The sequence below is a fragment of the Pseudomonas sp. BS3767 genome (assembly GCF_900099665.1).
In the GTDB taxonomy this organism is placed as follows: Bacteria; Pseudomonadota; Gammaproteobacteria; order Pseudomonadales; family Pseudomonadaceae; genus Aquipseudomonas; species Aquipseudomonas cerasi.
In genome coordinates, this window is the sequence record NZ_FNCX01000001.1 from 734,045 (window position 1) to 757,567 (window position 23,523).

Here is a 23,523-nt window from a genome sequence, read left to right on the forward strand (position 1 = left end):
TGGCGACAGGTTGAAAACACTCAACACGCTTGACCCTGAACATTGCACAGCCCATGCCGAAAAATAATTCATTTAAAATCAATAATTTGCATATATCAGCTCATGCATGACGGCACCCCGCAGAGCAAAATGTTCGATCGCTGTTGCTGGCCGAACAGCGGCGCACTCACAGCACATCCAGCGCAGGCACAGGTATTCCAAGGCCGACGAGCTGCCGGCATGGCTGACAACGCTGTGCGATTGGCCAGCCAGCGGTCATGCCACTGTTGGCTGATCAACAAGAAAAACAGCGAATCATAAATAAATCATTAAAATCAATCAGTTACATTCAGGCACAAAGCATGCAGAGAGCCTGGCGAACCTTCCACCGGCCCATGTGCCGATCTCTTCGCGCTCAGGAGTACTGCATGACTCAAACAACCGGCTCAAACCCGCTCTCGCTGGGGACCGATTACGAAACCCTGGCCAACCGATTTCGCCCGATCTTCCGTGAGATTGGCGCTGGCAGCGTCGAACGCGAAAAAGCTCGCGCCCTGCCCCATGAGCCGATTGCCTGGCTGCAGAAAGCCGGTTTCGGCGCTGTGCGTGTGCCTATCGAATATGGCGGTGCGGGTGCATCGATCAGCCAGCTGTTTCAACTGCTGATCGAGCTGGCCGAAGCCGACTCGAACATTCCGCAAGCCCTGCGCGCGCACTTCGCTTTCGTCGAAGACCGCCTGAATGCACCACCCGGCGCGGACCGTGACCAGTGGTTTGCGCGCTTTGTGGCCGGGGATCTGGTGGGTAACGGCTGGACCGAAGTCGGTGCGGTGAAAATCGGCGACGTGATTACCAAAGTCAGCCCGCAAGGCGACGGTTTCGTGCTCAACGGCACCAAGTTTTACAGCACCGGCAGCATCTTTGCCGACTGGATAGACGTCTACGCCCAGCGCTCCGATACCGGCGCAGATGTGATCGCGGTCGTCGACGCCAGGCATGCCGGCGTGCGTCACAGTGACGACTGGGACGGGTTCGGCCAGCGCACCACCGGCAGCGGCACCTCGGTCTACAACAACGTACCGCTGCCGGCCACACACGTCATACCGTTCGAGCAACGCTTCAAATACCAGACGGCGTTTTATCAATTGGTGCTGCTGGCGGTGCTGGCCGGGATTGGTCGAGCTGTCGAACGCGACATCGCTCAGGAAGTGCGCGATCGCAAACGCGTCTTCAGCCATGGCAACGCCGGGAGCGTCAGCCAGGACTCACAAGTGCAGCAAGTGGTCGGTCAGGTCGCCGCTCAGGTTTACGCCGCCGAGGCCGCAACGCTGCGCTCCGCCGAGCCGTTGCAGCGTGCGTACCTGGCACGCTTCGGAGATGACCCACAGCGGGAAAAAGACGCCAATATCGCCGCCGAAATCGAGACCGCCAAGGCACAGGTGATCGTCTCGGAACTGGTACTGCGCGCTGCCAGCGATCTGTTCAACGCACTGGGCGCTTCAGGTGTCAGCGTCAACAAGGCGCTGGATCGCCACTGGCGTAATGCGCGCACAGCGGCATCGCACAATCCGCTGATCTACAAGGCGCGCATTGTCGGTGACTGGTGCATCAACGGCACCGAGCCGCCGTTTGTCTGGCAGATCGGCAGCGGTAAAGGTAACGCTTGAGGGGTAATTACGCCGCGTTACGCAGCAGGTGGCGACTGGTAAAACTGAACGCCAGCACCAGAAAGATCAGCGCCCCGGTCGCAACCTGCTGCCAATAGAAGTTCCAGCCGATCAGCAACAGGCCATTGGCGATCACGTTGATGAACAGCACGCCCAAAAGTGTGCCCGGAATATTCGGACGCCCTTGACGGCTGAGCGTCGTACCGATGAACACGGCGCCGATGGCATTGATCAGGTAGGCGTTGCCTGACATCGGCACGTAGGCGTTGACCGTCGAGCTGAGCAGGATACCCGCCACTGCGCAGGCCAGCGCGCTGGCGAAAAACACCTGCACGGCAATGCGTCGCGTGGGCAGGCCCGAGTAATACGCCAGTTGCGGCTGCGTGCCCAGCGCAAGGATTTCCCGTCCCAGACGCCCGCGCGCCAGGACCAGCCCGTAAAGTCCTGCCAGCAACCCGACCACCAGCAGCGGCAATGGCACGCCGAGGATCAGCACAGCGCTGATCCCCGGTAACACGCCCTGAGCGATATAGATCGGCTGGCCACCGTCGGATAACAACTGCTGCACGCTGGTGCCGATAAACAGCGTACCCAGCGTCGCCAGAAACGGCGAAATACGCAGCCCGGCGATCAGCATCGCGTTGAACGCCCCGGCCATGCCACCTGCCAGCATAGCGACCGCAATGGCCGCCCCCAGACCATGACCGCCATTCAGCGTGACCACAAAACCGAGGCTGGCAAAGTCCAGCGCCGTTCCCACCGACAGATCGATACCGCCAGCCGCAACAGCCCAGGTCATGCCGATTGCCACGATGGCCAGCAACACGAAGTTGTTCAGTACCAGACTCGACAGGTTGCCCCAACTCAGAAAGCCCGGCGCATTGATCGCGAAAAACAGCAGGATGATCAGCACCAACAGCGGCAGGACCGCTGGCAACAGGCGCGGCAGAACCTTGATCAGCGTCGAAGAGTTCGTCAGGGTCAGCGTATTCATTGTTCACCCTCCCGGCGGCCGAATGCTCCGGAAAATGCCACCACCAACAGAATCAACACGCCTTGCACGCCGTTGACCCAGAAGCTGGAAATGTTCAGCAATTGAAAGCCGTTGATCAAAAAGCCCAGCAGCAGCGTCGCCAACAGCGTGCCGGGAATGTTGGCGGTCAGACGCCGCGAGAACACCACACCGAGAAAGGCAATGGCCACCACTGACAGCAACATGTCACCGGAACCGGTCGTGCTGCCACTGAAAAAAGCTGCGGAGCAGAATGCAGCCAGCGCGGCGCAGCCTCCGGCAATCAGGTAACTGGCAAACACATAGCGCCGCAGATTCAACCCGGCAGCCTCGGCTGCTTGCGGGTATTCACCGATGGCGTACAGACGCAAGCCGAACGCGCTGTGCTGAATCACCAGCCACAACACCGCCGCGACGCCCAGCAGCACCCAGGCCAGCGCAGGAACACCCAGCCAGACGCCGGACGCCAGGCTGTCCAGCAATGCCGAGTCGGTCGCGAGCACAGTGTTCTGGGTCAGCACCAGTTCCAGGCCGGCAATCAGGTTCATGCTCGCCAGCGTTGCCAGTAACGGCGGCAAGCGTAAAAACACCACCGCCAGACCGTTGAACGCGCCGACCAGCAGGCCGCAGCCGAGCGTCAGGCCAATCGCTTGCCAGGCATCGAGCCCGGCATTGTTCAGGCTGCTGTAGACGGCCGCACACAGACCGAGATTGGCCGCCAGCGACAGGTCCAGGCCGCCGCTGACCACATTGGAACCACCACCGATAACCACGCAGGTCAGGCCCAGCGCGAGTATGCCGAGCGTTGCTGACTGGGCGAACACGTTGCTGATGTTGCCGAGGCTGAGGAAGTCAGGCGCACTGACGGCAAAGCCGAGCAGAATCGCCAGAAACACCAGCAACGACCCACGCTGCGCCAGTTGCACGAGCCAGCGTTGCGCTGGATCGCCAGCCTGTGCGATTGATAGATCAAGCGCGGACATAATGGGCCTCCGGAGGGCATGATTGGCTGTCATGGTCGCTTTCACTGGCGCCCGTGGCGCAGGCCAGCAACTGGTCGCTGTCGATGCTCAATGAGTCGAATTCGCCTGCAATGCGTCCTCTGTGCAGGACTACAATGCGCTGAGTGATGCCAATCAGCTCCGGCAAGTCCGACGACAGCACCAGCACCGCTGCACCGTCCTCCGCAAGCCGGGCAATCAACCGGTAGATCTCCACCTTAGCGCCGATGTCGACACCCACGCTGGGCTCGTCCAGCAGGTATAACGTCGAATGGCGGCTCAGCCATTTGCCCAGCGCAACCTTTTGCTGGTTGCCACCGCTGAGCGCGTGCACCGGCGCATCATGGCCTGAGGTCTTGATTGCCAGTTCATCGATCAGGTGTTGGCTTTCCCCGGCTTGCGCCGCAGCGTCGAGCAATCCCCAGCGGCTGAAGCGCCCCAGGCTGGCCAGCGTGATGTTCTCCAGCACCGAAAGCGCCGGTGCCACGCCATGCGTGCGGCGCTCCTCGGGGACCAGCGCGATGCCATTGCGTACCGCGTCACGTGGTGATTTCAGCTGCAACGGCTGACCGTTCAACAACAGTTCGCCGCGATCCGGCTTGAGCAGCCCGAACAGGCTTTTGAGCAGCTCCTTGGCACCCGAGCCGACCAGCCCGGTCAGGCCCAGCACTTCGCCACGCCGCACGCTCAGGTCAACGCCGTCGTAGAAGCGCCCTGCCCCCAGCCCGCGCAGTTGAAGCACGGGCGTGCCGGGTAATGTCCGGGCACGAAAATATTGCTCGCCGACCTCCCGATTGACCATCAGCCGGGCGATCTGCGCGGTGCTGGTGAGTGCCGGATCGACCACCGCCACATCGCGTCCGTTACGCAGCACGGTGACCTGATCACACAGCGATTCGATCTCCTGCAAATAGTGGGAAATGTAGACAATGGTCAGCCCTTCATCGCGCAGGCGGCGGACAATGCCCAGCAAGCGGTCCACCTCCTGCTTCACCAGTGACACACTCGGCTCATCGAACACCAGCACCTTCGGCCTGGCCAGCAACGCACGAGTGATCTGCAGTATCTGCCGCTGAGCGCTGTCCAGGTCACGTACCAAAGCCCCCTCAGGCAGGCGTATGGCAAAGTAATCGTCCAGAAGCCTTGCCGCTTCGCGCTCCTGGGCGCGGCGATCAACGAAGGGGCCACGCTTGATTTCCTGCCCGAAAAACAGTGCCTCGCCGACGCTGAAGCTGCCCGGCAGCAGTCGCTCCTGATGAATGAAATGCACGCCTGCGGCTTCGACCTGACGCGGCGTGAAACTGTCGAACGGCTGGCCGTGAATACTCAAACTGCCGGCATCGGCACGATGAATACCAGCGAGGATCTTGATCAGGGTCGACTTGCCCGCCCCGTTTTCTCCCACAAGCCCGTGAATCGTTCCGGCCTCGACCTTAAGGTTTACGCCGTCCAGCGCCTGGGTGGCGCCAAAGCACTTGCTGATACCCGCCAAGTGCAAGGCCGGTGGCGCCACTTCAACGTCTGCAATCGCTGATCCCATGATCGATCTCCCGCGTCAGTTATCGCCTCTGAGCTTTTGCACGTCAGGCAGGTTGGCGGCCGTCGTCAGCAGGGTTGGCACCTGGGTCTCCTTCGGCAGATCGTGCTGTCCGGCCAGGTAGCGGGCGACGTTCTGCACCGCAGTCTTGCCGATCAGTGCAGGCTGCTGGGCAACTACGGCGCCCACCGGCGAATCGTCACGGCGCATCAGCTCGAGCACTTCCGGTGTGCCGTCGACGCCGTAGGTCTTGATTTCGGTTCTGCCGGCATCGATCAGTGCCTTGCTGGCGCCCAGTTGCGGGATGTCCCAAGCGGCCCAGATCGCCGAGACAGTGCCTTTGGGGTACTTGTTGAGCAACGCCGAGACTTGCGAGTAGGCGTCCTGAACCGTGTTGGGAATGACATCGCGCAACTCGGGCTCGATGATTTTCAGCTGCGGATGATCCTTGAGTACCAACTTGAGCTGGTCATAACGAATGGCGCAGACCGGCACGCCATAAAAGCCATTGAACACCAGCACATTACCCTGGCCACCTGCGTCCTTGATCAGTTGCCCGGCCAGTGCCTTGCCCGTGGCCACGTTGTCGGACGTGGTGTTGTTGAGGCTGTATTGCGATGGCGCATCAATGGTGAACAGCGGAATCCCCGCCTTGCTGATGCGCTTGAGCCAAGGGTCGATAACACTGAGGGTGCCGAGAGTCTGGATCACTGCATCCGGCTTTTGCGTGACCACGGTCTGCAATTGATTGACCAAGTTCTTGTCGTTGCGACCGGCATCGAGCGTGATGGGCGTGCCGCCCAGGCGCTTGACCTCAGCCACCTGCGCCTGGAAGGCCTTGATATCGAAGTAGTGACTGGTGCCGGTCATGCTGATCGCAATGCGTTTGCCCGCCAGCGAAGGCACGTCGCTGTCCTCGGCATACGCAGTTGCGACGAGACTGGTGGCCAACAGGGTCATCAACAGTGTGCGCCCTATTGCATGCAGGCGGTTTGTCTTGAAGGTCGGGACGGCATCAGGCATTCGGGTGGCTCCGCTGGCTCAGGAAAACAATCCTGATCGGCAGTGCACAGGTCATGCCCAAAGCCGTGCGCTGCGACTGGCTATGGCGCGAGGCCCGGCGGCAGGCGCTTTCGCGCCATTGCGCTGGATGGTGTGGGTGCGCAGTAGCCGGTTTTACCGGCGCAAACGCCGAACACATTGTCGGTTCGCTGTTGCCCGTACAACAGCGAATCGATGCGGGAGCGTGCCTGCTACAGGAGCGTGTTATCTGAGCTTGAACTGCCCCAGCGTGATCGTCAGATCACTCGCCAGCTCGGCCAGCGACTGGCTGGCGCTGCCGGTCTGGCCGGTGCGCACCGCCGATTGTGCCGACAAGTCACGGATGCGCACCAGGTTGCGGTCCACTTCCCGCGCGACCAGCGCTTGTTCTTCAGAGGCGCTGGCGATTACCGTGTTGCGCTCATCGATGACCATGACCGAACTGGCGATGCTGGCCAGCACAGCATTGGCCGACTCGGCCTGTTGTTTGGTGCGCTGCGCCTGATCGGTACTGACTTCAAGCGCAACCAGGGTACTTTTGGTGCCCTGCTGGATGTGCCCGACCATGGTTTCGATCTCGCGAGTCGATTCGCTGGTGCGGTGTGCCAGAGCGCGTACCTCGTCGGCGACCACGGCAAAACCCCGTCCGGCATCACCCGCGCGTGCCGCTTCAATGGCAGCGTTAAGGGCCAACAGGTTGGTTTGCTCGGACACCGCGCGAATGACATCCAGCACCTTGGTGATATCCAGCGTGCGGGTTGCCAGCGCCTGCGCCTCGACCGACGCGGTGCCGACATTGCGGGTCAGCTCAAGGATCGACTGGACGGTTTGATTGAGCTCTTCCTGACCTTCGCGGGCCGACACCGAAGAGGCTTTGGATTCTTCCGAGGTGGCCACCGCATTACGCGCGACTTCATCGACCGCCTGGCTCATCTCGGTGACCGCGGTGGCCGCCATTTCGATTTCGCTGTTCTGCACCACCAGGTCGGCGTTGCTGTTGACCATCAGGGCGCTCATTTCTTCCGTGGCCGACGCCAGTTGGTGAGCGGCATCGCCCACCTGACTCAGGGTCTGGCTCAGATTGCCGCGCATGCGCTCCATCGATTGCAGCAACAGGGCCGCTTCATCAGTGCCCTCACGGTTGATTGCGCTGGGACGCAGGTCGCCCGCAGCAATGGTTTCCGAGCTGTGCAGCGCCTGACTGATCGGCACTGCCAGACTTTTGGTCAGGCGCCAGGCGAGCAATACGGTCAGCAACACCGTCAGAAACATAACCCCCTGAGTGACGATCAGGGCGTTTTCATACACCGACGTCGCTGCAGCGCTGGATTCGGCTTCGGAGTCATCATTGATCTTTTCCAGCTTGCCAAGGGCGGCTTCGATACTTTCCGCCATGGCCTTCATCTCGCCCCAGACGAGCCCCCTTCCGGCCTCTGCCTGATTCTCGTTGATCAGCGTATAGACCTTCTCGGCACGCTCGATGTAGCCCTGATAAGTGCTCTTCAGCCCCTCGAAGAGCGCGCGCTCGTTATCATCGGTGATCAGCGGGTCGTAGGCCTCTACGGCCTTTTGGAAACCGGCCTTCCTTTCAAGAAACTCGTTGTGAGCCTGAGCCACCTGCGCAAGATCATGCGTGGCAAGCATTTTGGCCACGGTGGTGCGGGTTTTCTCGACCGCCAGGGCAATATCGTCACCCAGCGCAATCCCTGGAAGCGCGTCGTTTTCGATTTCAAGCGATTGCTCACGAATACCGTGCAATTGCCGAATGCTGAAAATACCAAGCCCGAACACCAGCACCACCATCACAGCAAAGCAGGCGGAGGTCCGCGCGGCTATTTTCAGCTGTCTCAGCATCTTCAATCCCCTTCCCGTGACCGGTAAATAAATGAGTATCGTCATTCCTATCGGCAGAACAGGAAAAAGGATGAAGATGCTCCGAACAGAGAGGTGCCACTATTATCAAGGCCCACCCGAATCGAAGCTTATGGTAGGTTTCGCGACGCTCGATAATCGCGAGATGGACGGGTCTTTTCACCCTTCAGACTGACTTCCTGGAGCTGCCATGAAACCTTGCTACGCCGCCGCACTGTTTGCTCTTTCACTGCCAGGCCTCGCTCACGCAGGCGATGCGCTACCCACCTACTCCGCCATCACCCAGGCGTTGAACACTGGAGAATCGGTCGCCGTGGTGATCGACCTGGGACAATGCAAATCCTCGATCGCAGGCGCCGAGCCGTCCAAAACCAAAGGCGGCAAACGCATCGATGCCTATCGCATCACACCCGACGGCACCCTGGCGTTTTCGGACACTCACTTCAGCCTCGATCGCGATAACAAGCCCGTCGAGCAATTCATTCGCTATCAGATACGCTCGAACGGCACAGCCACATTCAGCATGACGACACTGAATGTTCCTGGTTATCAGCAGGTGGGCACTCCGGTGAGTTATGAGTGTGCGGTCGGCAAGGGACTAAGCTTTTTTGCCGGATGAGCTGGCTCAACGCATGACTGCATAAACAGGAAGAGGTCGGCGTGAGGGAGAGACCAGCCCCACGCCGTCAGAATTAAAGCTCGCTGCGCGTCTTCACGTCAGCTGTTTTTTTCAATGTCTGCTTGCCGGTCGTTGACCTGAAAAATGCTGACACGCAGGCTGTCATCCCCCGGCTTGATGCTCACCCTGCCGACGTACAGATTCCGCTGCAAGTGATCATGCGCACCGGCAGGCACGCTGAACTGCTTGCTGCACGTAAAACTCGATTCGGTCAAAGGCGCCCGGTCCGTTTCATGCCCTGCCAGGAGCCCCTCGCCTACTACCTCTATATTCACTCCTTGATCAGTGAACAAGGTGTAGTACAGGCTGACACGCGCAAGGTCGTCGCCCTGGGGCACCAGATAAAGGCTGCCTCCAGGAAGTACCTGCCCCTGCAATCGCTTGCCACGAAACTCTCCACCCTGTATTTCACAGCTGCTGCGCTGCATCTTCGAAGGGTCGCAAAGCAATTGCGGCTTATCGATACGCAGGTGAATGGTCAATATTTCATGCAACTGCATCGTCTCTATCCCCTACGTCCCATCGTGCTGTGAAGACTGATGATTCGTTCATAACTGTACCAAGGTGTATGTTTTAGCCCGGACGCCTGGAAACTGTCAACTTAAGCGAACCGATTGGTACTTTTATGAGGGGTATAGGAAGGAATGCATTCAAAGCTTGTCGCTCACCGCCCAGGCCTCCAGCGTTCATGACGCCGCAGCACCTCCACCCTGCTGGTACTCTCGCGGCGTGCAGCCGAACTCGCGACGAAACACAGTGTGCAGGTATTGCGCAGACCGAAAACCGCAATCGCGGGCGATCTCGGCAATGGCCAGCCCGGTGTTTTCCAGTCCGTTTGCAGCGGCAGCCAGTTTGAAACGCAGAATCTCGTCATGCACGCTGCAGCCCCTTACCCGGCGAAAGTGTGACTCCAGTGACGAACGCGAAACGCCCACATAGGCGGCTACCTGTGCAGTCTTGATGCCTTGGCACGCGTACTGCCGGATAAACAGCAGCGCTTGCATGACATAGGGGTCACCCAAAGGCTGATGCAGACTCGACGCCTGCACGTTGACAGTATCCGGCGGTATCAGAATGTGTGTGCCCGAGGACGGCATGCCGTGCAACATCTGGTGCAGCAGACGTGCAGCGGTGCGACCCATGGTGTCGGTGCCTTGAACGACCGAGCTCAGAGGCACGCGAGTGAGGGTTCTGGTCAAAGGATCATTGTCGATGCCGATCAGTGCCACCTGTTCGGGAACGGCGATTCCGGCGGTCAGGCAGGCCTGCAATAGCTGACGAGCGCGCGCATCGGTCACGGCGATGATGCCGATCGGCTTGGGCAGGCTTTGCAGCCAGGCGATCTGCTGTTCTACGGCGCTGTCCCAGAGCGGCGCGCTGGTGCCCAGACCACGATAGACCTCGGCGTGCAGGCCGTCGCGTTGCAGCAAGCGGCGAAAGGCCTGCTCGCGCTCCTGGGCCCAACGATTGGCTTGCGCTTCAGGCAGGCTGAAGCAGGCAAAGCGTGTCAGCCCGGCCTCGATCAGGTGCTCATAGGCCGCCTTGATCAAGGCGTGATTGTCAGTCGCCACATAAGGAATGCCCTTCGGGTAGGCGCGTTCGTCCTGATAGGACCCACCGACTGCCACCACCGGCAGTTTGATCCCGGCCAGTGCCTCGCCGATCAGCGGGTCATCAAAATCGGCAATGATCCCGTCGCCCTGCCAGCGCTCGATGCCTTTCAGGCGACAGAGGAAATCCTCCTCCAGAAACAGGTCCCAGGACACCCGGGTGCTGCTGAGGTAGTTGCCGATGCCGCTGATGATACCGCGGTCATAAATCTTGCTGCCGTTGAATAACAGCGCAATACGGTGAACGGGAGGTACGGTTTTCATTGTTTTTATGCCGATTCGATAAGCACGACGCCGTTGGCCACAGACTAGGCCGCTGACCGGCGAATCTCAACACTCAAAATCGCACTGTGCGTTGGCGATTTTCATAATCAGCGCACGCTGGGCCGTTGCTAGTATCCAGACACCGCCAAGAACAATAAGGAAAACGCTCATGCCGTACTTCCCCGACGTCGACAGGGTTCGCTATGAAGGCCCTGACAGCGACTCGCCCCTCGCCTTTCGCCACTATGACGCCGACAGGCTGGTCCTCGGCAAACCCATGCGCGAGCATTTGCGCATGGCGGCCTGTTATTGGCACACCTTCGTATGGCCGGGTGCCGACATGTTCGGTGTCGGCACCTTCAAGCGCCCATGGCAAGGTTCCGGTGACCCGATGGAACTGGCCATCGGCAAGGCCGAAGCGGCGTTCGAGTTTTTCTCCAAGCTCGGCATCGATTACTACAGCTTCCACGACACCGATGTGGCACCGGAAGGCGCCTCACTGAAGGAATATCGCCACAACTTCGCGCACATGGTCGATCACCTGGAGCGCCATCAGGAACAGAGCGGCATAAAACTGCTGTGGGGCACGGCCAACTGCTTCAGCAACCCGCGTTTCGCCGCAGGCGCTGCCAGCAACCCGGACCCTGAAGTGTTTGCCTACGCCGCGACCCAGGTGTTCAGCGCGATGAATGCCACCCAGCGTCTCAAAGGGTCCAACTACGTATTGTGGGGCGGTCGTGAAGGCTACGAAACCCTGCTCAATACCGACCTCAAGCGTGAACGCGAACAACTCGGACGTTTCATGCGCATGGTCGTTGAACACAAGCACAAGATCGGTTTCAAGGGTGACTTGCTGATCGAGCCCAAGCCACAGGAGCCGACCAAACATCAGTACGATTACGACAGCGCCACAGTGTTCGGCTTTCTACAGCAGTACGGCCTGGAAAACGAGATCAAGGTCAATATCGAGGCCAACCACGCCACGCTGGCCGGGCACAGCTTCCACCACGAAATCGCCACGGCGATCTCGCTGGGGATCTTCGGCAGCATCGACGCCAACCGTGGCGACCCACAGAACGGGTGGGACACGGACCAGTTTCCCAACAGCGTCGAAGAGATGACCCTCGCCACCTACGAGATCCTCAAGGCTGGCGGCTTCACCAATGGCGGTTTCAATTTCGACTCCAAGGTGCGTCGCCAGAGCCTCGACGATATCGATCTGTTCCACGGCCACGTCGCCGCGATGGATGTCCTTGCCCTGGCGCTGGAGCGTGCCGCCGCCATGGTGCAGAACGATAAACTCCAGCACTTCAAGGATCAGCGCTACGCCGGCTGGCAGCAGCCTTTCGGACAATCGGTACTGGCGGGCGAGTTCAGCCTTGCATCGCTCGCCGAACACGCCTTCGCCAACGAGTTGAACCCGCAGGCCGTCAGTGGCCGCCAGGAACTGCTCGAAGGTGTGGTCAATCGCTTTATCTACACCTGACCGGCGTAGCTGGACGTCGCCGTGACATTCAGGCGACAAATCTTCATACGCGACGTCCGGCAAAGCTCTACAGTTCTATCGGTATCACCCTCAGTCAAGAAGTGTCTCAAACAACAATAAAAGGACGCACCCTATGAACACCCTCAAACGTACGCTGCTCGCCAGCGCGCTGGCCTTGCTGTCCCTGCCGGTCATGGCCGACTCTGCGCACCCGAAAATAGGTTTTTCCATTGATGACCTGCGCCTGGAACGCTGGTCACGCGACCGTGATTACTTCGTTGCTGCGGCGGAAAAGCTGGACGCCAAGGTCTTCGTGCAATCGGCGGATGCCAATGAACAGAAACAGATCTCGCAGATAGAAAACCTCATCTCTCGCGGCGTCGATGTGATCGTCATCGTGCCGTTCAACGCCACCGTGCTCACCAACGCCGTTGCCGAAGCCAAAAAGGCCGGGATCAAGGTGGTGTCGTATGACCGGCTGATCCTAAATGCCGATATCGATGCGTACATCTCCTTCGATAACGAAAAGGTCGGCGAGATGCAGGCCAACGGCGTGCTGAAAGCAGCGCCCAAGGGCAATTACTTCCTGCTCGGCGGCGCGCCCACCGACAACAACGCCAAGATACTGCGTGAAGGCCAGATGAAAGCGCTGCAACCGGCTATCGACAGAGGTGACATCAAGATCGTCGGCCAGCAGTGGGTAAAGGAGTGGAACCCGACCGAAGCCCTGAGCATTGTTGAAAATGCCCTGACCCGCAATAACAACAAGATTGACGGCATCGTCGCCTCCAACGACGCGACTGCCGGCGGCGCGATTCAGGCCCTCGCCGCACAGAAACTGGCCGGCAAAGTCCCTATCTCGGGCCAGGATGCGGACCTCGCGGCGGTCAAGCGGGTCATCGATGGCACGCAGACCATGACCGTCTACAAGCCGCTGAAACTGATTGCCACGGAAGCCGCCAAGCTCTCCGTGCAACTGGTGCGCAACGATGAGAAACCGAAGTTTGACTCGCAGTCGGACAATGGCATGAAGAAAGTCGACACCATGCTGCTGACCCCGACCTTGCTGACCAAGGACAACATCGACCTGCTGGAGAAAGACGGGTTCTACACCAAGGCGCAGATTGACGGGCAATGAGCCTCGATCGTTGATACGTCGCTGAAAGCCAGAGCACGACCCTGCAGTTAGGCAGGGTCGCCGCTCAGGCCAAGCCATCACACCTTCGTAGAGCCCTGCGCCATGTCTGACTACCTGTTGCAAATGAACGGCATCGTCAAATCCTTCGGCGGTGTAAAAGCGCTCAACGGCATTGATATAACAGTGAAGCCCGGCGAATGCGTCGGCCTGTGCGGCGAGAACGGCGCGGGCAAGTCGACATTGATGAAAGTCCTGTCGGCGGTCTATCCCCACGGCACCTGGGAGGGCGAGATCCTGTGGGACGGCCAACCGCTCAAGGCACAATCGATCAGCGAAACGGAAGCGGCCGGGATCGTCATCATCCATCAGGAGCTGACGCTGGTCCCGGACCTGTCGGTGGCCGAAAACATCTTCATGGGTCACGAGCTGACGCTTCCCGGCGGGCGCATGAATTATCCGGCCATGATCCACCGCGCCGAGTCGCTGATGCGTGAGCTCAAAGTGCCTGACATGAACGTGGCGCTGCCGGTTTCCCAGTATGGCGGCGGCTACCAGCAACTGGTGGAAATCGCCAAGGCGCTGAACAAGAAGGCGCGCCTGCTGATTCTCGACGAGCCTTCCTCGGCCCTGACCCGTTCCGAAATCGAGGTGCTGCTGGACATCATTCGTGACCTGAAGGCCAAGGGGGTCGCGTGCGTGTACATCTCGCACAAACTCGATGAAGTGGCCGCCGTATGCGACACCATTTCAGTCATCCGCGACGGCAAACATATCGCAACCACCGCAATGGCGGACATGGACATTCCGAAGATCATCACCCAGATGGTCGGACGCGAAATGAGCAACCTCTATCCCACCGAGCCGCATGATGTCGGCGAGGTGATTTTCGAAGCGCGGCATATCACCTGCCATGACGTCGATAACCCCAGGCGCAAGCGGGTTGACGACGTGTCGTTTAGCCTCAGGCGCGGGGAGATCCTCGGCATCGCCGGGCTGGTGGGCGCGGGCCGCACCGAACTGGTATCCGCCCTGTTTGGCGCCTATCCGGGTCGATACAGCGGTGAAGTGTGGCTCGATGGCCAGATGATCGACACGCGCACGCCGCTCAAATCGATCCGCGCCGGCCTGTGCATGGTGCCCGAAGACCGCAAGCGCCAGGGCATCATTCCGGACCTGGGTGTCGGTCAGAACATCACCCTCGCGGTCCTCGACAGCTACTCGAACATGACCCGCATCGACGCTGAAGCCGAGCTGGGCAGTATCGACCGGGAAATCTCGCGCATGCATCTCAAGACGGCCAGCCCGTTTTTGCCGATCACCAGCCTGTCAGGCGGCAATCAGCAGAAAGCCGTGCTGGCGAAGATGCTGCTGACCCGCCCGCGCGTTCTGATTCTCGACGAGCCCACCCGCGGCGTCGATGTCGGTGCCAAGTACGAGATTTACAAGCTGATGGGTGCGCTGGCAGCCGAGGGTGTATCGATCATCATGGTGTCTTCGGAACTGGCCGAAGTGCTGGGCGTGTCCGACCGTGTACTGGTGATTGGCGAAGGCCAGTTACGCGGCGACTTCATCAACCATGAACTGACTCAGGAGCAGGTGCTCGCCGCTGCACTCAGCCACTCCGATGCCCCTCACAATAACGCCCGGAAGACTGCGTAGATGAACCAGGTCAAACAGTTCTTTACCCGCTACAAAATGCTCGCGCTGGTGATTGCCATTGCCGTTATCTGGCTGTTCTTCAGCTGGCAGACCGAGGGCGGCTTCCTCACCCCGCGCAACTTGTCCAACCTGCTGCGACAGATGTCCATTACCGGGATTCTGGCCTGCGGCATGGTGCTGGTGATCATCAGCGGTGAGATTGACCTGTCGGTGGGCTCATTGCTTGGCCTGCTCGGTGGCCTGGCGGCGATTCTGGATGTGGTTTACCACGTTCCGCTGCTGGCGAACCTGAGCGTGGTGGCCTTGTGCGGCCTGATGATCGGCCTCGCCAATGGCTACATGACTGCCTACCTGCGGATCCCCTCGTTCATTGTCGGGCTGGGTGGCATGCTTGCGTTTCGTGGCGTCCTGCTGGGGATCACCGGCGGCACGACCATCGCCCCGGTGTCGCCGTCGCTGGTCTATATCGGCCAGGGCTATCTGCCGCATGCGGTCGGCACAGGGCTCGGTATTCTGTTGCTGGCATTGACGCTGTTCCTGACCTGGAAACAGCGGCGCAACAGAGCGCTGCACGGGCTGGCGGCACATTCGCTGATTCGTGATGTGTTGCGTGTATTGCTGATCGGCGCCGTGCTGGGCGGCTTTGTCTATGTGCTCAACAGCTACGACGGAATCCCCGTTCCGGTGTTGCTGTTGCTGATCCTGCTCGGCGTGTTCAGCTACGTCACCAGCCAGACGGTCTTCGGACGCCGGGTCTACGCCGTTGGCAGCAACATGGAAGCCACGCGCCTGTCCGGCATCAACGTACAGGCCGTGAAGCTGTGGATCTTCGGCATCATGGGCGTGATGTGCGCGTTTGCAGGGCTGGTCAACACCGCACGCCTGGCCGCCGGCTCACCCTCGGCCGGCAACATGGGCGAACTCGACGCCATCGCCGCATGCTTCATCGGCGGCACGTCCATGCGTGGCGGTTCAGGCACTGTTTACGGTGCGCTGCTCGGCGCATTGGTGATCACCAGTCTCGACAACGGCATGTCGATGCTCGACGTCGACAGTTACTGGCAGATGATCGTCAAGGGCGGCATTCTGGTGCTGGCGGTGTGGGTAGACGTGAGTACCCGCGCCGGGCGGCGCTGATGGGAAGCCCGGCTGTGAGGCCGGGCTGCCTGAGAAGTATCATTAGCCTTGGCTTCACTGCTGTTGAATCTCTTTGAAGCACTCCTCTTCAATCCCGCCCCAGCCACAGCGTGGCGTCCTTCCACGCGCCTACCGTCACCAGTTCCTCCAGAGTCTCCAACAGGATTTTCTCCCAACTCAACGCCAGGCGGCTGCTTCTACGATCCTTGAGCGTGGTCAACGAAACCGTGGAGCGAATGCCCGGTCGTTCGATGGCATGGCCAATGGCCCTCGCAAAGGTGTACGAGGTCCCTTGGCCATCTGGCTGCACCGGCCCGAGCTGGCCGAGTGTGCCCAAGCGCTGGGCCGCTACTGCCGCTATGACACGTGTCTGGATCCGCGACTGTCGGAGCCTTGGAGACCAGGACGACAGTCACCGCCCATTGTCAGCACGGCCTTTTGAGCATAAGGTGTAAAAAACCTATACAAGACTACTAGCGATGTACAAGAAAGTTGACTGGCCGCTGACGCTTTACTTTGATGGTGACTGCCCGCTCTGTGCCCGAGAAGTCAGAACATTGCGCGCCCATGCAAAGCCTGAGCGGCTCTTGTTCGTGGATATCCGTGATGACGCCTTTGACGCCACTTCTCTGGGATTCACACTTGAAGACATGGAGTCGTTACTGCACGCCAGATTCAGCGATGGCACGTGGGTCAAGGGTCTGGACGCGACACTCTGGAGTTGGCGAGCGGCCGGCCTGGGTGCGTGGGTCGCGCCGCTGTCATGGCGATTCATGAGGCCGCTGTTCAACCTGGGCTATCGGCTTTTCTGCCGCTCGCGCCCTTACCTTGCCTGGCTGCCCCACCCTGACGGCAGCCGCCGTTGCAGTAGCAACAGCTGTGCGATCCCGGACGCAAAACCTGCTTCGGACAAGCGGACTTCCAGTACGGAAAGGTAAACAAGGACTGCCTACCGCAAAAACGAAAAAAGACGCCTAAGCGTCTTTTTTTGCTGACTCAGTGAACCTCGAGGATTCAGTGAATCAATATTTGGAGCGGGAAACGAGACTCGAACTCGCGACCCCGACCTTGGCAAGGTCGTGCTCTACCAACTGAGCTATTCCCGCATTGTCTTGATGACGGGCGCTATTCTAGCGTTTCAGATAGCGGCGTCAAGCCTTTGATTCAAAAACTTATTTTTTTTCTGCAGTCGTCCTGAGGTGCGGCCACGCGGCTCTCAGGTATTGCACCATGGACCAGAGTGTCAGCCCCGCAGCAATGAGCAGCAGCGCATAGCCGAGAATCACCCACAGGGTGATGGCCGGCGGGTTGCCGAGCAGAATGACCAGCGCGAGCATCTGCGCCGCTGTCTTCCACTTGCCCATGTTGGAAACGGCAACCTGCGCACGCGCGCCGATTTCCGCCATCCATTCGCGGAGCGCAGAGATTACGATTTCACGGCCGATGATCACCGCTGCGGGCAGCGTCAGCCAAAGATTGGCATGCGCCTGAACCAGCAGCACCAATGCCACGGCCACCATCAGTTTGTCTGCTACTGGATCGAGAAAGGCGCCAAAGGGCGTGCTCTGTTCAAGACGGCGGGCCAGATACCCGTCGAGCCAGTCGGTCGCCGCAGCGAACGCAAAGACTGCACTGGCCGCCATGTAGCTCCAGTGGTAAGGCATGTAGAACAACAAAATGAAGATCGGAATCAGTAAAACGCGTAGTACGGTGATCAGATTAGGGATATTCATCGGCACAACTGGCTACGAGGTGAACGAGCATTCTACTCGCTGTGCAGGTTTGCATAAATCGACTCTGCCAGCTTTTTGCTGATTCCGGGTGCTTTTGCTATTTCATCGATGCTGGCACGGGACAATTCCTGCAATCCACCGAAATGTTTGAGCAGATCACGACGCCGGGTCGGCCCGACACCCGCGACGCCCTCGAGGGTCGATGTACGCCGGGTCTTGCCCCGGCGCGCACGGTGGCCGGTGATCGCGAAACGGTGCGCCTCGTCGCGAATCTGCTGAATAAGGTGCAGGGCCGGAGAGTCGCCGGGCAACGTGAATTCATGCGCTGAGTCGTTCAGGTACAGCGTCTCGAAACCTGCCTTGCGCGTGGTGCCCTTGGCCACACCGAGCAGGATGAGGTCAGGAACCTGTAATTCATTTAGCACGTCACGCGCCATGGACATCTGACCCTTGCCACCGTCCACCAGCAGCACGTCCGGCAACTTGCCCTCCCCGGCCTTGATGCGGCTATAACGTCGGGTCAACGCCTGGTGCATGGCAGCATAGTCGTCGCCTGCCGTCACGCCTTCGATATTGAAACGCCGGTAATCGGACTTGATCGGGCCTTCGGGGCCAAACACCACGCAGGATGCTACGGTCGCCTCACCACTGGAGTGGCTGATGTCGTAGCATTCCAGACGCATCGGTGGGTCTTCGAGACCCAGCACCTTGGCCAGCGCTTCGAACCGCGACGCAACATGCTGACGGTTGGCCAGCCGCGCGGTCAGTGCCTGCTCGGCATTGGTGACCGCCATTTGCTGCCAGCGCGCCCGGGTGCCGCGCACGCGATGACTGATAACCATCTCGACGCCGCGCAGTTCTTCGACGGCGTCGACGAACGCAGGGAAATCGTCGTTGATGACATTGACGATGACTTCGCCGGGCAGTTCACGGTCGATGCCGCCGAGGAAATACTGAGCCAGGAATGCCGACATCACTTCGCCGACCTCCTCTTCTATGCCGACCTGCGGGAAGAAGTTCTTGCTGCCCAGCACCCGCCCGCCCCGCACGCTGATCAGGTGCACGCAGGCGCCGCCAGGGTTGACGAACGCGGCGACCACATCGACATCGCCGGTACCGCCGTCCATGCTTTGCTGATCCTGGACGCGGCGCAGCAAGGCGACCTGATCGCGCAACTCGGCTGCGCGTTCGAAATCGAGCGCCATCGCGGCTTTTTCCATGGAGGCGTTCAGTTCGTCACTCAGGGCATTGCTGCGCCCTTCGAGAAACATCACCGAGTGACGTACGTCCTCGGCATACACCTCAGGCTCGACCAGCCCGACACACGGCCCTTTGCAACGTTTGATCTGATATTGCAGGCAAGGACGCGTGCGGTTCTTGAAGTAGCTGTCCTCGCACTGCCGCACCTGAAAGGTCTTCTGCAGCAGGCTAAGGCTCTCGCGAATCGCGCCGGCACTCGGGTAAGGCCCGAAATAACGGCCCTTGGCTTTCTTGGTACCACGATGAATGCTCAGTCGCGGAAAGGCATTATCGGACAGAAACACATAGGGATAGGACTTATCGTCACGCAAGAGAATGTTGTACGGGGGCCGCCACTCCTTGATGAGGGTCTGCTCCAGCAACAGCGCTTCAGTTTCGTTGCCCGTGATGGTGGTCTCGATCTGGGCGATGCGCGACACCAGCGCTCCGGTCTTGGGCGCGTGTCCGGTCTTGCGAAAATAGCTGGCAAGACGCTTCTTGAGGTTCTTGGCCTTGCCGACGTAAAGCAGTGTGGCTTCGGCGTCGAACATACGGTAGACGCCGGGACGACCGCTACAGGTCGCGAGAAATGCACTTGGATCGAAAGTCTGGGTCATGTTCAGGCGCTGGCATCAACCATGCCGTGACGTACAGCGAGCAAAGCCAGTTCAACATCACTGCTGATCGAGAGCTTTTCAAAGATACGGTATCGGTAGGTATTAACGGTTTTCGGTGAAAGGCACAGCTTGTCCGAGATGGTCTGGACTTTCTGGCAGCCGACGATCATCAGGGCAATCTGGATCTCGCGCTCGGACAGCAGATCGAACGGCGAATTGTTGACCTGCGGTTGAAACGACTTCAATGCCAGTTGCTGGGCAATCTGCGGGCTGATGTAACGCTGACCGGCAAACACCAGGCGAATGGCCTGGACCATTTCGGCAAGCCCGGCGCCCTTGGTCATGTAACCGGCAGCGCCAGCCTGCAGCAAACGGGTCGGGAAAGGATCTTCTTCACAGACGGTAACAGCGACGACCTTGATATCAGGGTGGCTGCGCAGCATCTTGCGCGTCGCTTCCAGCCCACCGATGCCCGGCATCTTGACGTCCATCAATACGACGTCAGGCTTGAGCTCGCGCGCTTTCTTCAGGGATTCCTCGCCGGAATCGGCCTGCCCGACAACTTGCAGACCATCAATGTCGGCGAGCATGCGTGTGATGCCTGTCCGGACAAGATCATGGTCATCGACAACTAGCACCTTAATCAAGCAGACACCTCGCGCAACGGTCATAACGAATGCCAATCACCATAACAAAAACAACGAGTCAGACCTAGCACTGCGAACACCGTCTCACATCAATATGATGGCAAGCACCTCAGGCAGTGCTGCAAAAATCTCGATACGACAGCAGAGCGGCGCCCGCCCCGGGCTTTTATCACTTGACCGACGGAAGCTTCGCAGCCCCCGATAATGGCCCCGAGAGCTCGGCGATAGTGGTTGTCAGGCGCCGGATAGCATCCTGATCTTCCTTGCCCAGCACTCGGTAATTGCCCAGGATTTTTTCCTCGATAAGGCTGAGATTGTCGATCGGCACCGGCGTTCGCGTCCCCGTCAACACGTAAAGCACGTCAACACCTTTGGCTGCAACCGCCGCCAGGTAATCGGCCTTCGGTGCACGATCACCATTTTCATACTTTCCCTGGGCATTAGCCTCGACGCCTCCTATTTCACCGAAGGTACGCTGAGACATGCTCAGACGTTCTCTTTCCTTTCTCAGTCGGTAACCGATTCCACTCATTTGAACCTATTATCCTGTTGAAGCCATCCGAACGAGTGTTAGAATCTCGCGGAATTGAATAGATTTGAACGGTTTTGAACTATGCCCGGAATTCGCACCGCCGCACAAGCCAAGGCCTGGCTGGATCAACAGGGCAAATCTGTTCAGGAGTTCGCTCGTGAAAACAGCATTGATCCGGCGACCACTTACCAGGTACTGGCAGGACGCAAGAAAGGAAGGCGCGGTGAAGCGCATAAGGTAGCTGTACTGCTGGGCATGAAGATCGGGACGATCCCGAACACGGAAGCCCGGCATGAAGAAGCACGTGAAGAATAGCCGTTATTGGCTGGTGACAACGCATCCCGGACAAAACGCCAAAGCCGTTGCCTGCATTCAGGTATACAGGGTTGCGGGCAAAATAGCCCGCGCCGAATACGGCATGCCATCAACCGTTGAGCGGTTCGCTGTGGCTACCGGGGTTCCACCTGCCTGCATTCGCGAAAAACGATAATCCCGTTGATTGAATTTTCCAATTGAAGGCGCCTGGTTTCCTGAAGTAAGCTTGCGCTCAATTAACGGAGACCCACCATGCTGCAATCCACTTCACCGCTACTCGACGCTGTTACCGGCATTGCTTGCCGTGCACGTGCTGTGGCTGTGCAGACTGCCTCGGTGAGCGCATCCGTTGACTCTTATTATGGGTATTGGTTTAGCCACTGGCGCGCCTGATACCCATCCGGCGCCCACGTTAAGGGGACGCCAACCAGAGAATTCTCTAACCCCCGGTCGGCTTCCCGACCGGGGGTTTTGTTTTTTCAGGGCCACGTATTTCAACGGTCTGTTCAAGAACAGCCGTAAACCATCAATCTGCATTGCATCGAGGACACGACATGAACTACGCCACTTATTACCGCAACGACATCGATTTTGCCTGGCGATTTAGCCACCTCCGTTCGGGACAGCCTGCCGCCTCCGTTCGGTCTCTGCCAGGTGGCAATCACATACCCCCGGTTCTAGAAGCCCTTTGTCGAACACCCCAGTAGGTCTGAGCGGGAGCGTCCCGCCAGCCCAGGAAGCCAGAACATGAATTCGTCCGTTGCCGTAACCCCGTCCGACCTGTCCAGCCACGCCGTAAAACTGGCAGACAACAGCCCCGCCTCGAAACGCCTGCCAGGGACCCTGGAATTGAAGATGCGCCTGCCCCTCGACGCAGCGCTCACCGAACAGGTTGCAGCCCACCGCCGCGCCGTACGCGCCATCCTTGAAGGTCAAGACTCGCGGCTGCTGGTCATCGTCGGCCCCTGCTCGATCCACGACCCTCGATCCGCCCTTGAATACGCTGAGCGACTGGCCGACCTTGCCGCGCAAGTCAGTGACCAGATGCTGCTGGTAATGCGCGCCTACGTCGAAAAACCGCGCACGACGGTGGGCTGGAAAGGCCTGGCTTACGATCCGCGCCTCGATGGCAGTGACGACATGGCCGAGGGCCTGACGCTGTCGCGGCATTTGATGCGGGATATGCTGGGCCTGGGCCTGCCGATCGCCACCGAGATACTGCAGCCCATGGCGGCAGGCTACTTCGACGATCTGCTCAGTTGGGTCGCGATTGGCGCTCGCACCACCGAATCGCAGATCCATCGCGAAATGGCCAGCGGCCTGCCCATGGCGGTCGGTTTCAAGAACGGTACTGACGGCGGCGTAACGGTGGCCAGCGACGCGATGCGTTCGGCGGCGCATCCGCATCGTCACTTTGGCATGGACCGTCATGGCCACCCGGCCATTATCGAGACGCAAGGCAATCCGGACACGCACATTGTGCTGCGCGGCGGTCACGGCGGCCCCAATTACGATCGCCAGAGTGTGGCCAAGTTGCAGGCGAGCCTGAGCAGGAATAATGTCGCGTCGCGGATCATGGTCGATTGCAGCCATGCCAACAGTGGCAAGGACCCGCTGCGTCAGCCAGCCGTATTCGAAGACGTGCTTGAACAGCGCTTGTCGGGCAATACCTCGCTGATCGGCATGATGATCGAGAGCCACCTGTTCGACGGCTGCCAGGCATTGGGCGGGACGCTGCAGTACGGCGTTTCGGTCACCGATGGCTGCCTTGGCTGGGAAGGCACCGAACAGCTGTTGCGTCGCGCGGTTGACCGTCTGCGTTACAGATAAACAGAGCGAAGGAACTTTGTCGGGAAATACCGCACTGAATCCGGTAGGCTGTTTCTTTTTTTTCACAGGAGATTATTCCCCATGGCTAAAGCCACTGCCCGCCACATCCTTGTTTCGAGCGAAGAAAAATGCAACGAACTCAAGGCTCAGATCGAAGGCGGCGCTGATTTCGCTGAAATCGCCAAGGCCAACTCCAGCTGCCCATCGAGCCGCCAGGGCGGTGACCTGGGTTCGTTCGGTCCAGGCCAGATGGTCAAGGAATTCGACACTGTCGTATTCAGTGCTCCGGTGAACACCGTTCAGGGTCCGGTAAAGACTCAGTTCGGCTACCACCTGCTGGAAGTGACCAGCCGTCAGGACTGATCCTGTCGCGCCGCATGCCAGACGGCTCATCTTCGGATGGGCCGTTTTTGTATGTGGTCGTTTTCAACAGCGCAGTGGCTTGGCGAAGCGGCCATTTGTCTGTAGAAGATAGCGCGATGCAGGGCCATGAGCTCTGTCATGATTGTTGTCACCGCTGTACAGCCA

23 protein-coding genes, 1 tRNA gene and 1 pseudogene are annotated in these 23,523 nt (G+C 59.4%); 11 read left to right on the plus strand and 14 right to left on the minus strand.

The features are described 5' to 3' along the window. Positions 1-407: 407 nt before the first annotated feature. A complete protein-coding gene (locus BLR16_RS02740; RefSeq protein ID WP_074806216.1) occupies positions 408-1,646 on the plus strand; it encodes an acyl-CoA dehydrogenase family protein in 1,239 nt (412 codons plus the stop codon). A gap of 7 nt (positions 1,647-1,653) precedes the next feature. Here the strand turns inward: BLR16_RS02740 and BLR16_RS02745 are convergent, their stop codons facing one another. From BLR16_RS02745 to BLR16_RS29175, 6 genes and pseudogenes are all read right to left on the minus strand, one after another. Then, complete coding sequence (locus BLR16_RS02745) at positions 1,654-2,640, minus strand: ABC transporter permease (RefSeq protein ID WP_046719338.1); 987 nt, start codon at positions 2,638-2,640, stop codon at positions 1,654-1,656. Beyond that, positions 2,637-3,641 (minus strand): ABC transporter permease, encoded by a 1,005-nt coding sequence (locus tag BLR16_RS02750; protein ID WP_044307984.1) that lies wholly within the window; start codon positions 3,639-3,641, stop codon positions 2,637-2,639. The genes BLR16_RS02745 and BLR16_RS02750 overlap by 4 nt, the downstream gene beginning before the upstream one ends. Beyond that, on the minus strand, positions 3,628-5,199 hold the full coding sequence (locus BLR16_RS02755; RefSeq protein ID WP_092194085.1) for a sugar ABC transporter ATP-binding protein: 1,572 nt from the start codon (positions 5,197-5,199) through the stop codon (positions 3,628-3,630). The genes BLR16_RS02750 and BLR16_RS02755 overlap by 14 nt, the downstream gene beginning before the upstream one ends. A 15-nt stretch (positions 5,200-5,214) precedes the next feature. Next, positions 5,215-6,219 (minus strand): sugar ABC transporter substrate-binding protein, encoded by a 1,005-nt coding sequence (locus BLR16_RS02760; protein WP_054080983.1) that lies wholly within the window; start codon positions 6,217-6,219, stop codon positions 5,215-5,217. 243 nt (positions 6,220-6,462) lie between these two features. Next, entirely contained in the window at positions 6,463-7,641 is a 1,179-nt protein-coding gene (locus BLR16_RS02770; protein ID WP_371123443.1) for a methyl-accepting chemotaxis protein, read from the minus strand. Continuing rightward, positions 7,615-8,136, minus strand: a pseudogene (locus BLR16_RS29175) (MCP four helix bundle domain-containing protein); the annotation flags it as partial. The gene BLR16_RS02770 and the pseudogene BLR16_RS29175, both read right to left, overlap by 27 nt. 163 nt (positions 8,137-8,299) lie before the next feature. On the opposite strand from BLR16_RS29175, the gene BLR16_RS02775 reads away from it, so the two are divergent. Then, a complete protein-coding gene (locus BLR16_RS02775) occupies positions 8,300-8,728 on the plus strand; it encodes a VirK family protein (protein WP_074806208.1) in 429 nt (142 codons plus the stop codon). Positions 8,729-8,826: 98 nt separating this feature from the next. Here BLR16_RS02775 and BLR16_RS02780 read toward each other — a convergent pair whose 3' ends face one another. Both BLR16_RS02780 and BLR16_RS02785 read right to left on the minus strand, forming a co-directional pair. Beyond that, on the minus strand, positions 8,827-9,297 hold the full coding sequence (locus tag BLR16_RS02780) for a DUF3237 family protein (RefSeq protein ID WP_074806205.1): 471 nt from the start codon (positions 9,295-9,297) through the stop codon (positions 8,827-8,829). Between the two features lie 177 nt (positions 9,298-9,474). Beyond that, positions 9,475-10,662, minus strand: a complete 1,188-nt coding sequence (locus BLR16_RS02785; protein ID WP_003364299.1) for a XylR family transcriptional regulator — start codon at positions 10,660-10,662, stop codon at positions 9,475-9,477. Positions 10,663-10,831: 169 nt separating this feature from the next. Between BLR16_RS02785 and xylA the strand changes: the two genes are divergently transcribed. The 4 genes from xylA (at position 10,832) to BLR16_RS02805 (ending at position 16,082) form a co-directional block, all read left to right on the plus strand. Beyond that, the gene (gene xylA, locus BLR16_RS02790; protein WP_074806202.1) at positions 10,832-12,148 is read left to right on the plus strand and encodes a xylose isomerase; all 1,317 of its coding nucleotides are present in this window, start codon (positions 10,832-10,834) and stop codon (positions 12,146-12,148) included. Between the two features lie 133 nt (positions 12,149-12,281). Next, positions 12,282-13,286: a D-xylose ABC transporter substrate-binding protein gene (gene xylF, locus BLR16_RS02795; protein WP_003364306.1), complete on the plus strand. Its 1,005-nt coding sequence runs from the start codon at positions 12,282-12,284 to the stop codon at positions 13,284-13,286. A 102-nt stretch (positions 13,287-13,388) separates the two neighbouring features. Further along, a complete protein-coding gene (gene xylG, locus BLR16_RS02800) occupies positions 13,389-14,945 on the plus strand; it encodes a D-xylose ABC transporter ATP-binding protein (RefSeq protein WP_003435506.1) in 1,557 nt (518 codons plus the stop codon). Beyond that, positions 14,946-16,082, plus strand: coding sequence for a sugar ABC transporter permease (locus BLR16_RS02805; RefSeq protein ID WP_003435507.1), 1,137 nt, complete (start codon positions 14,946-14,948; stop codon positions 16,080-16,082). An 88-nt stretch (positions 16,083-16,170) separates the two neighbouring features. On the opposite strand, the gene BLR16_RS28520 is transcribed toward BLR16_RS02805, so the two are convergent. Continuing rightward, entirely contained in the window at positions 16,171-16,419 is a 249-nt protein-coding gene (locus BLR16_RS28520; protein ID WP_003364314.1) for a hypothetical protein, read from the minus strand. A gap of 142 nt (positions 16,420-16,561) precedes the next feature. Between BLR16_RS28520 and BLR16_RS02815 the strand changes: the two genes are divergently transcribed. Beyond that, positions 16,562-17,020 (plus strand): thiol-disulfide oxidoreductase DCC family protein, encoded by a 459-nt coding sequence (locus BLR16_RS02815; protein ID WP_003364316.1) that lies wholly within the window; start codon positions 16,562-16,564, stop codon positions 17,018-17,020. A 92-nt stretch (positions 17,021-17,112) separates the two neighbouring features. On the opposite strand, the gene BLR16_RS02820 is transcribed toward BLR16_RS02815, so the two are convergent. The 5 genes from BLR16_RS02820 to BLR16_RS02840 all read right to left on the minus strand — a co-directional run bounded on the left by BLR16_RS02820 (position 17,113) and on the right by BLR16_RS02840 (position 20,802). After that, positions 17,113-17,188: transfer RNA gene (locus BLR16_RS02820), tRNA-Gly, on the minus strand. Between the two features lie 66 nt (positions 17,189-17,254). Continuing rightward, positions 17,255-17,815 carry a CDP-diacylglycerol--glycerol-3-phosphate 3-phosphatidyltransferase gene (pgsA, locus tag BLR16_RS02825; protein ID WP_003400851.1) on the minus strand — a complete coding sequence of 187 codons (561 nt, stop codon included), beginning with the start codon at positions 17,813-17,815 and terminating at the stop codon, positions 17,255-17,257. A 32-nt stretch (positions 17,816-17,847) separates the two neighbouring features. Then, positions 17,848-19,671: an excinuclease ABC subunit UvrC gene (uvrC, locus tag BLR16_RS02830; protein ID WP_003393963.1), complete on the minus strand. Its 1,824-nt coding sequence runs from the start codon at positions 19,669-19,671 to the stop codon at positions 17,848-17,850. A gap of 2 nt (positions 19,672-19,673) precedes the next feature. After that, positions 19,674-20,318 (minus strand): response regulator transcription factor GacA, encoded by a 645-nt coding sequence (gene uvrY, locus BLR16_RS02835; protein ID WP_002553344.1) that lies wholly within the window; start codon positions 20,316-20,318, stop codon positions 19,674-19,676. 169 nt (positions 20,319-20,487) lie between these two features. Further along, positions 20,488-20,802, minus strand: a complete 315-nt coding sequence (locus BLR16_RS02840) for a helix-turn-helix domain-containing protein (RefSeq protein WP_003364326.1) — start codon at positions 20,800-20,802, stop codon at positions 20,488-20,490. A 129-nt stretch (positions 20,803-20,931) separates the two neighbouring features. On the opposite strand from BLR16_RS02840, the gene BLR16_RS02845 reads away from it, so the two are divergent. From BLR16_RS02845 to BLR16_RS02855, 4 genes are all read left to right on the plus strand, one after another. Then, positions 20,932-21,165, plus strand: a complete 234-nt coding sequence (locus BLR16_RS02845) for a DNA-binding protein (RefSeq protein WP_003435509.1) — start codon at positions 20,932-20,934, stop codon at positions 21,163-21,165. Further along, the gene (locus tag BLR16_RS27825; RefSeq protein WP_129402407.1) at positions 21,143-21,340 is read left to right on the plus strand and encodes a hypothetical protein; all 198 of its coding nucleotides are present in this window, start codon (positions 21,143-21,145) and stop codon (positions 21,338-21,340) included. The genes BLR16_RS02845 and BLR16_RS27825 overlap by 23 nt, the downstream gene beginning before the upstream one ends. 572 nt (positions 21,341-21,912) lie before the next feature. Next, a complete protein-coding gene (locus BLR16_RS02850) occupies positions 21,913-22,995 on the plus strand; it encodes a 3-deoxy-7-phosphoheptulonate synthase (RefSeq protein WP_003435510.1) in 1,083 nt (360 codons plus the stop codon). 81 nt (positions 22,996-23,076) lie between these two features. Beyond that, the gene (locus BLR16_RS02855; protein WP_002553340.1) at positions 23,077-23,358 is read left to right on the plus strand and encodes a peptidylprolyl isomerase; all 282 of its coding nucleotides are present in this window, start codon (positions 23,077-23,079) and stop codon (positions 23,356-23,358) included. The last annotated feature ends 165 nt before the right edge of the window (positions 23,359-23,523 follow it).